A 10,567-nucleotide genomic window follows, 5' to 3' on the forward strand; every position below is an offset into this window, starting at 1 on the left:
ACGTTCCAGTGGCCGGCACGAACGAAGAAAAGCTTCTCGAAAACCTGAAGTGGATGACCACGGAGCTCCGGCGGGCCCGCCGCCGTCTCCAGGAGGTCGAGCAGGACGCCCACGAGCCGCTCGCCGTCGTCGCGATGAGCTGCCGCTTCCCCGGCGGCGTACGGTCCCCCGAGGACCTGTGGCGACTGGTGTCCGGGGGCGGTGACGCCATCACCGGATTCCCCGACGACCGCGGCTGGGACGTCGAGTCCCTCGCCGACCCCGACCCCGAACGCAAGGGCACCTTCTACAACACCGGCGGCGGATTCCTCGACGACGCCACCGTCTTCGACCCCGGATTCTTCGGCATATCGCCGCGCGAGGCCCTCGCGATGGACCCGCAGCAGCGCCAGATCCTGGAAACCTCCTGGGAGGTGTTCGAACGCGCCGGCATCGATCCGGCGTCCGTGCGCGGCAGCCGCACCGGTGTCTACATCGGCGCGGGCGCCATGGGGTACGGGGCCGACCTCAGGGAGGTTCCGGAGGGCCTCGAAGGACTCCTCCTGACCGGTGGCGCCACCAGCGTGCTCTCGGGCCGGGTCAGCTACGTCCTCGGTCTGGAGGGCCCGGCAGCCACCATCGACACCGCCTGCTCCTCCTCCCTGGTCGCCCTGCACCTGGCGGCCCAGGCGCTGCGCGGCCGCGAGTGCTCGCTCGCCCTCGTCGGCGGCGTGTGCGTGATGCCCGGCCCCGACGTGTTCGTCGAGTTCAGCCGCCAGCGCGGGCTGGCCGCCGACGGCCGCTGCAAGTCGTTCGCGGCCGCCGCCGACGGCACCGGCTGGTCCGAGGGCGTCGGCGTCCTGCTCGTGGAGCGGCTGTCGGACGCCCGCCGCAACGGTCATCCCGTCCTGGCCGTCGTCCGCGGCTCGGCCGTCAACCAGGACGGCGCCAGCAACGGCCTCACCGCCCCCAACGGCCCGTCGCAGCAGCGCGTCATCCGCCAGGCCCTGGAGAACGCCCGGCTCTCGGCCGCCGAGATCGACGCGGTCGAGGCCCACGGCACCGGCACCCGGCTCGGCGACCCGATCGAGGCCCAGGCCCTGCTCGCCACCTACGGCCAGGACCGGCCCGCCGGCCGGCCGCTGTGGCTGGGCTCCCTCAAGTCGAACCTCGGCCACACCCAGGCCGCCGCCGGGGTCGCCGGCATCATCAAGATGGTCATGGCGATGCGCCACGGCGTCCTCCCGCAGACCCTGCACGTCGACGAGCCCACCCCCGACGTCGACTGGTCGGCCGGGGCGGTGGAGCTCCTCACCGAGCCCGTGCCCTGGCCCGAGACCGGGGCACCGCGCCGCGCGGCCGTGTCCGCCTTCGGCGTCAGCGGCACCAACGCGCACACCGTCATCGAGCAGGCACCCGAGGAGGCACCGCAGGACACCCCCGCCGGTGCCCCGGCCCCCGCCGCGGCCGTGCCCGTGGCACCGATCAGGCCCACCGTGCTGCCCTGGACCCTGTCCGGCCGCACCAGCGCCGCGCTCCGCGCCCAGGCCGCCCGCCTGATCGCCGCCCGCGCCGGGGACTCCGCCGGCACCCCGGCCCTCGACCTCGGGTACGCCCTCGCCACCGGCCGCGCCGCCCTGGAGCACCGCGCGGTGCTCCAGGGCCGTACGGACGACGACCTCGACGCAGCGCTCGCCGCCCTCGCCGCCGGCGAGGACGCCCCGGGCCTCGTCACGGACACCGCCACCGAGGGCAAGCTGGCGTTCCTGTTCACCGGGCAGGGCAGTCAGCGGCTCGGGGCGGGCCGGGAACTGTACGCCGCGGAGCCGGTGTTCGCCGGAGCCCTGGACGCGGTGTGCGAGCGGGTCGACCCGCTGCTCGGACGTCCGCTGAAGCAGGTGCTGTTCGGTTCCGACGGGGACCTGCTGGACCGGACGGAGTACGCCCAGCCGGCCCTGTTCGCCCTCGAGGTCGCCCTGTTCCGCCTGATGGCGAGCCGGGGACTGCGCCCGGACGCCCTCGCCGGGCACTCCATCGGCGAGATCGCCGCCGCCCACGTGGCCGGCGTGTTCTCGCTGGACGACGCCTGCACCCTGGTCGCCGCCCGCGCCCGCCTCATGGGCGAACTCCGCCCGGGCGGAGCGATGATCGCCGTCCAGGCCGCCGAGGACGAGGTCCTGCCGCTGCTCACCGACGGGGTGTCCGTCGCCGCCGTGAACGGCCCGCGGTCGGTCGTGGTCGCCGGCGACCGGGACGCGGCCACCGCGCTGGCCGAGGTCTTCGCGGCGCGGGGCCGCAAGACCAGGCGGCTGGCGGTCAGTCACGCGTTTCATTCGCCGCACATGGACGGCATGCTGGACGACTTCCGCCGGGTGGTGGAGGGGTTGTCCTTCGAGGCCCCGCGGATTCCGGTGGTGTCCTGTCTGACGGGTGCGGTGGTCTCGGACGAGATGGGTGCGGCGGAGTTCTGGGTGCGGCACGTCCGCGAGACCGTCCGCTTCCTCGACGCCGTCCGCGCCCTGGAAGCCGCCGGTGTGACGGCGTACGTCGAACTCGGCCCGGACGGCGTCCTGTCCGCCCTCGCCCAGGAGTGCGTCACCGGGGAGGGGGCCGCCTTCGTCCCCGCCCTGCGCGCCGGGCGGCCCGAGCCCGAGACGGCCCTCGAGGCCCTCGCCCGCGCCCACGCCCACGGTGCCCCCGTCGACTGGGCGGCGTTCTTCGCCGGCACCGGCGCCCGGCGCGCCGACCTACCCACCTACGCCTTCCAGCACGAGCGCTACTGGCTCGAGCCCGGCGCCGCCGCCGGCGACGTGACCGTGGCCGGCCTCGACCCGGCCGCGCACCCGCTGCTCGGCGCGGCCGTCACCCTCGCCGGTACCGACCGCGTGCTCTGCACCGGCCGGCTCTCCCTGCGCACCCAGCCCTGGCTCGCCGACCACGCCGTCGCCGGTGCGGTGGTGCTCCCGGCCGCCGCCTTCGTCGAACTCGCCGTGTCCGCCGGCGACCGGGCCGGCTGCGGCCGGCTCGTCGAGCTGGCGCTCGACACCCCGTTCACGCTGCCCGCGGACGGCACGGGCGTACGGGTCCAGGTCCTCGTCGAGGACGCGGACGCCGAGGGCCGCCGCACCTTCACCGTCTCCGGACGGCCCGAGCACGACGACCGCGACGCGCCCGGCGGCCCGGCCGCGGGCACCGGCACCGGCACCGGCATCGGTGTCGGTGTCGGCCTCCGCGAGGGCGACGGATGGACCTGCCACGCCCGTGGCGTCCTCGCCCCCGGCACGCCGGACCCGACGCCCTCCGTCCCGGCCGGGCCCGCCGCGTGGCCGCCCGCCGGGGCCGAACCGCTCGACCTCGACGACCTGTACGCGGCCGACACCGCCGCCCCGCTGCGCGGCCCGCTGTTCCGGGCGGTCGAGGCCGCCTGGCAGCTGGACGGCGAGTACTTCGCCCAGGTGCGCCTGCCCGAAGGCGCGCCGGCAGCCTCCGCGTTCGGCCTGCACCCGGTACTGCTGGACGCCGCCGCGCACGCCGCGGTCGCTCTGGCGGGCGGGGACGCGGAGACCGACGGCGGCCGTGCCGGCGCGGGCGCCGGGCCGGCCGGCGTCTGGTCCGACGTGACCCTCCACGCGGTCGGCGCGGGCGCCCTGCGCGTCCGCATCCGCCCGACCACCGACGGCACGTCGGACCCCGCCTTCGCCCTCGACCTGGCCGACGACCACGGCGACCCGGTGGCCACCGTCGGCCGCCTGACCCCGCGGCCGTACCCGGCCGCCGAGGACACCGGCACCCCGCGGCCGGTCCCGGCCGTGGTGCGCGAGGCGCTGTTCCGGCTCGACTGGGCCCCGCTCCCGCAGCCGCTGCCCGAAACCGCCGACGCGGCGGCCGGACCCGCCGGCGGCTGGGCCGTCCTCGGCCCGGACGGAAGCGCCCCCGGCGGGATCGGCAACGCCGCCCACCACGCCGACCTCGCGGCCCTGGCCGCGGCGGCCGACGCCGGCACCCCCGTACCGGCCTACGTCCTGGCCCCCTTCACCCCGCAGCCCGCCGCCACCGGTCCGGACGCCCTGCGCGGCGCCGCGCACGGGGCCCTCGCACTGGTCCAGGCCTGGCTCGCGGACGACCGGTTCGCGGCCTCCCGCCTGGTCGTCCTCAGCAGCGGCACCGTCGCCGCGCCCGACGGCGGCGGCGAGGACCTGCCGCTCGCCGCCGTTCGCGGACTGCTGCGCTCCGCCGAGACCGAGCACCCGGGCCGCTTCGTCCTCGCCGACGTCCCCGATCCCGCCGACCCGGCCGCCCCGGCCCACCTCGCCGCCGCCCTCACCACCGGCGAACCGGAGCTGCTGCTGCGCGACGGGGCCGTCCACGCCCCGCGGCTGCGCCGGACCCGCGCCGCCACCGCCCCGAGCGACGCCGTGGCCACCGTCGACCCGGCCGGCACCGCCCTGATCACCGGCGGTTCCGGCACCCTCGCCGGGATCGTCGCCCGCCACCTCGTCACCGCCCACGGCGTACGCAACCTGCTGCTCCTCGGCCGGCGCGGCTCCGCGGCGCCCGGCGCCGCCGAACGCACCGCGGAACTCGCCGCCCTGGGGGCCGAGGTCACCTGGGCCGCCTGCGACGCCGCCGACCGCGACGGCCTGGCCGCCGTACTCGCCGCGATCCCCGCCGCACACCCGCTCACGACCGTGGTCCACACGGCGGGCGTCCTCGACGACGGCGTGATCGACTCCCTCACCCCGGAACGCCTGGACGCCGTCCTGGGGCCCAAGGCCGTCGCGGCCCTCCACCTGCACGAGCTGACCCGCCACCTGCCGGTCACGGCGTTCGTGCTCTACTCCGCCGCCGCCGGTACGTTCGGCAGCGCCGGCCAGGCCAACTACGCCTGCGCCAACGTCGTCCTCGACGCCCTCGCCGAACACCGCCACCAGCAGGGCCTGCCCGCCACGGCGCTGGCCTGGGGCCTGTGGGCGGAGGCCAGCGGCATGACCGGCGGACTCGACGAGGCGCACCTGCGCCGCATGGAGCAGCAGGGCATGGGAGCCCTCACCGCCGCCGACGGCATGCTCCTGCTCGACGCCGCACTGGCCTCCGGCAGGGCCACGCTCCTCCCGGCCCGCCTGGACCCCGCCGCCCTGCGCGCCGCCGCCGCCCCCGGCCCGGTCGCCCCGGTCCTGCGCGAGCTCGCCGGCCCGGCGGGGCGCCGTACCGCGCGCACCCGCGCCGACGGCGGCACCCCGCTCGCCGAACGCCTCGCCGGCCTCGCCCGTCCCGCCCAGGACCGCACCCTGCTGGACCTCGTACGGGACCAGGTCGCCGCCGTACTGGGGCACGCCTCGGCCGACGGCATCGAGCCCGCCAAGGCGTTCAAGGAGCTCGGCTTCGACTCGCTGACCGCCGTCGAGCTGCGCAACCGGCTCGGCGCCGCCACCGGCCTGCGCCTGGCCAGCACGCTCGTGTTCGACCACCCGACGCCCGCGGCCCTCGCCCGCCACGTGCGCGCCGCACTCCTCGGCGACGACGCCACCACCGACCGGCACGCCGACGCGGCACCGGGCGCCCCCGCGACGGTCGCCGACGACGACCCGATCGCGATCGTTGCCATGGGCTGCCGCTACCCCGGCGGCGTCCGCACCCCCGACGAGCTGTGGGGGCTCGTCGAGACCGGCGGCGACGCCATCGCCGGACTCCCCGGCGACCGTGGTTGGGACGGCGCCGAGCTGCGCGCCGCCGAGGCCGGTCACGGCCGGCCCTTCCAGGGCGGGTTCCTCCACGACGCCGACGCCTTCGACGCCGACTTCTTCGGGATCTCGCCGCGCGAGGCCCTCGCCATGGACCCCCAGCAGCGTCTGCTGCTGGAGGCCTCCTGGGAGACGATCGAGCGGGCCGGCATCGCCCCCTCGTCGCTGCGCGGCAGCCGGGCCGGTGTGTTCGTCGGTGCCTCCTACACCGGCTACGACGCCCAGCTGGAGCGGTCCGCCGACGCGGACGGCGTCCTGGGCCACGTGATGACCGGCAACGCGGGCAGCGTCCTGTCCGGCCGCGTCGCCTACGCCCTGGGCCTGGAGGGCCCGGCCGTCACCGTCGACACCGCCTGCTCGTCGTCGCTGGTCGCCCTGCACTGGGCCATCCAGGCGCTGCGGGCCGGCGAGTGCACCCTGGCGCTGGCGGGCGGTGTGACGGTCATGTCGACGCCCGGCACGTTCAGCGAGTTCAGCCACCAGGGCGGCCTGGCCCCCGACGGCCGCTGCAAGGCGTTCGCGGCGGGTGCGGACGGTACGGGTTGGGGTGAGGGTGTCGGCATGCTGCTGGTGGAGCGGCTGTCGGATGCCCGGCGCAATGGTCATCCGGTGCTGGCGGTGGTGCGTGGTTCGGCCGTCAACCAGGATGGTGCGAGCAACGGTCTGACGGCTCCGAACGGTCCGTCGCAGCAGCGGGTGATCCGTGCCGCGCTGGCGAGTGCCGGTCTGTCGGCCGCCGATGTGGATGTGGTGGAGGCGCACGGTACGGGTACGCGGTTGGGTGATCCGATCGAGGCGCAGGCGCTGCTGGCGACGTACGGCCAGCACCGGCCGGAGGGCCGTCCGCTGCTGCTGGGTTCGATCAAGTCGAACATCGGTCACACCCAGGCCGCCGCCGGCGTCGCCGGCGTCATCAAGATGGTCCTGGCCATGCAGCACGGGGTGCTGCCGCAGACCCTGCACGTGGACGGGCCGACCCCGCACGTCGACTGGACCGCCGGCGATGTCGCACTCCTGACCGAAGCCGTGGCCTGGCCCGAGACCGGCCGTCCGCGGCGCGCCGCGGTGTCCTCCTTCGGCATCAGCGGCACCAACGCCCACACCATCATCGAGCAGGCACCCGAGGCACCGGAAGCATCGGGGGCACCGGAGCCCGCGGACCGGCCCGCGCCGGCCGCGACGCCACCCGCCACCGGTCACTTCCCCTACGTCCTGTCCGCCGCGAACCCCCGGGCGCTCCGCGCCCAGGCCGCCCGCCTGCTGCCGGTGGCCGAGGCCGTCACGGAGGCCGGGGGCGGGAACGGCTCCGGCCTCGTCGACCTGGCGTACTCCCTGGCCACTTCCCGCGCCGGCCTGGAACACCGGGCGGCGTTCGCCGCCGCCGACCGCGCGGGCCTGCTGGCCGCGCTCACCGCCCTCGCGTCCGAAGGGCAGGCCCCGGGGCTGACCCGCGGCACCGTCTCGGGCGGCCGGCTGGCCTTCCTGTTCACGGGGCAGGGCAGCCAGCGGCTCGGCACGGGCCGTGCACTGTACGGCTCCCAACCGGTGTTCGCGCAGGCGCTCGACGCGCTGTGCGCGCGTATGGATGTGCACCTCGAACTCCCTCTGAAGGAGGTCCTGTTCGGCTCCGATGCGGCGGTGCTGGATCGGACGGAGTACGCCCAGCCGGCGCTGTTCGCGGTCGAGGTGGCGTTGTTCCGGCTGCTGGAGTCGTGGGGCGTGACGCCGGACTTCGTGTCCGGGCACTCGATCGGCGAGATCGCCGCCGCGCACGTCGCCGGGGTGCTGTCCCTGGACGACGCGTGTGCACTGGTGGCTGCGCGGGGCCGGTTGATGCAGGCGCTCCCGGCGGGCGGGGCGATGATCGCGGTCCAGGCCTCGGAGGGCGAGGTCCTGCCGCTGCTCTCCGAGGGCGTGGGCATCGCCGCGGTCAACGGTCCGCGGTCCGTCGTGGTCTCCGGCGACGAGGCCGCGGCCGTGGCGGTCGCGGAGTCGTTCGAGGCGCAGGGGCGCAAGACCAAGCGCCTGACGGTCAGCCACGCGTTCCACTCGCCGCTCATGGACGGCATGCTGGCCGACTTCCGCAAGGTCGTGGAGGGGCTGTCGTTCGACGCGCCCCGCATTCCGGTCGTGTCGAACCTGACCGGTGCCGTGGTGACCGACGAGATGGGCTCCGCCGACTTCTGGGTGCGGCACGTCCGCGAGGCGGTCCGCTTCCTGGACGGCGTCCGGGCCCTGGAGGCCGCCGGGGTGACGACGTACCTGGAACTCGGGCCCGACGGCGTGCTCTCCGCCCTTGCGCAGGACTGCCTGACCGGGCCCGCCGAGTGCGCACCCGTGATCCGTGCGGGTCGTCCCGAGGCGGACACCCTCGTCGGTGCCCTCGCCCGGGCGTACGTCCGGGGCGTGGCCGTCGACTGGGCGGCGTTCTACGCCGGCACCGGCGCCCGACGCGTGGACCTGCCCACCTACCCGTTCCAGTCGCGGCGCCACTGGCCCGAGCCGGCCGCCGCGCCCGCGGCCGGAGCGGCGCGGGACGGGTCCGCCGCGAGCGCGGCCGACGCCAGGTTCTGGGACGTCGTCGAGCGGGCCGACCTGGCCGCCCTCGCCGAGGAGTTCGGCGTCGACGGGGACCAGCCGCTCGGCACCGCCCTGCCCGCGCTGTCCGCCTGGCGGCGCGGCCGGCAGGCCCGGGCGCAGGCCGACTCGCTGCTCTACCGCGTCACCTGGCAGCCGTGGACCGGCGCCCGGTCCGCCACCGCCGCGCCCGCCACCGCCCCGGTCCCCGGCGGCACCTGGCTCGTCGCCGTACCGGCCCCGCAGGCCGAGGACCCGTGGGTCCGCGCCCTGACCGGCCACCTGCGCGACGGCGGCCGCCGGATCCTCACCCTCGCGCTCGACACCGCCGACGCGGACCCGGGCGCCCTGCGGGCCCGACTGGACGAGCGGCTGAGCGAGGATTCCGCGGCCGCCCCGGTCGCCGGCGTCCTGTCGCTCCTCGCGCTCGACGAGCGGACCCACCCCGGGCACCCCGGGGTGCCCGTCGGACTCGCCCTCGGCCACGTCCTCGCCGCCGTGCTCACCGACCCCGGCGCACCCTCCGGCCTCGCCGACGCGCCCCTGTGGTGCATCACCCGCGACGCCGTCGCCGCCACCCCCGGCGACCCGCTCGGCGGCGCCGTCCAGTCCCAGGTCTGGGGCCTGGGCCGGGTCGTCGCCCTGGAGCACCCGACCCGCTGGGGCGGGCTCGTCGACCTGCCCGAGGCCCTGGACGAGCGGACCCTGTCCCGGCTCACCGAGGTCCTCACCGGACCCGGCGACGAGGACCAGCTCGCCGTCCGCCCCGCCGGCACCCTCGTACGCCGCCTGGTCCGCGCCACCCCCGCCGACACCAACGCCCCCGCGCGGTGGACCCCGCGCGGCACCGTGCTCGTCACCGGCGGCACCGGCGCCCTCGGCCGCCGCGTGGCCCGGCACCTCGCCGAGCGCGGCGCGGAACGGCTCGTCCTCGTCAGCCGCAACGGCGCCGACGCACCCGGCGCGGCCGGGATCCGTACCGAACTCGAAGCCCTCGGCGCGGACGTGGTCCTCGCGGCCTGCGACGTCGCCGACCGGGACGCGCTCGCGGAGCTCGTCGGGGGCCTCGCGGCCGCCGGCACCCCGGTCCGCGCCGTCGTCCACGCCGCGGGCGTCTCCCAGCCGCCCGGCACCGGCACCGACCTCCCCGGCTTCGCCCGGGTCGTCACCGCCAAGACCGCCGGCGCCGTCCACCTCGACGCGCTGTTCGACGCGCCGGACTCGCTCGACGCGTTCGTGCTGTTCTCCTCCGTCGCCGGCACCTGGGGCAGCGGCGGCCAGGGCGCGTACGCGGCCGCGAACACCTTCCTCGACGCGCTCGCCGAACGCCGCGCGGCCCGCGGGCTCGCCGCCACGGCGATCGCCTGGGGACCCTGGGCCGACGGCGGCATGGCCGCCGAGGGCGACGCGGAGGAGCAGCTCACCCGGCGCGGACTGCCGCCCGTCGCCCCGGCCGCGAACCTGCTGGCGCTGGAGCGCGCCGTCACGGGCCCGCACCCCGCGGTGACCGCCGCGGACGTGGACTGGGCGCGCTTCGCCCCGGTGTTCGCCGCGGCCCGGCCCCGGCCGCTGGTCGGCGACCTGCCCGAGGTACGGGCCGCGCTGCGCCAGGACCCCGCGGCCGACGGCGGCGACGCGACCCACGACCCGTCCGCGGACCTGCTCGGCCGGCTCGCCGGCCTGTCCGGGGACGACCGCGGGGCCGTGCTCCTCGACCTCGTGCGCGAGCACGCGGCCGCCGCCCTCGGCCACCCGTCCGCCGAAGCCGTCGCGCCCGACCGGGCGTTCAAGGACCTCGGCTTCGACTCCCTGACCGCCGTCGACCTGCGCAACCGCCTCGGCGCCGCGTGCGGACTGCGGCTCCCGTCCAGCCTCGTCTTCGACCACCCCAGCCCGCAGGCCCTGGCCCGGCACCTGCTGCGGGCCCTCTCGCCGGCGGAGACCGCCGGCGCTGCGGCGGCCGGCCCGGCCGGCGCCGACCCGGACACCGACCCGCAGGACGCCGAACTGCGGCGGGCCCTGGCGACCGTCCCCATGGGCCGCATCCGCGCTGCGGGACTCCTCGACACCCTCCTGCGGCTCGCCGCCCCCGACACCCCGGCCGCCGACGCGGCCGGCCCGGACCCCGCCGACCCGGTCGCGTCCATCGACGAGATGGACCTCCAGGACCTCCTGGACCTCGCCCTCGACGGCGGCGGCCCCGACGACGGCGACACCACCGGCGACACCACCAGCACCAGCAACTCCTGACGTGCCCGAAGTGCGGAGCA

Annotated in this window: 1 protein-coding gene; it reads left to right on the forward strand. The window is 77.2% G+C overall.

What is annotated here, in order from left to right:
* The first annotated feature begins 8 nt into the window (after positions 1-8).
* Positions 9-10,547, forward strand: coding sequence for a type I polyketide synthase (locus tag ACIQCH_RS00505; protein ID WP_402576361.1), 10,539 nt, complete (start codon positions 9-11; stop codon positions 10,545-10,547).
* Positions 10,548-10,567 lie beyond the last annotated feature (20 nt).

The organism is Streptomyces sp. NPDC093225 (genome assembly GCF_044753805.1).
Lineage (GTDB): Bacteria > Actinomycetota > Actinomycetes > Streptomycetales > Streptomycetaceae > Streptomyces.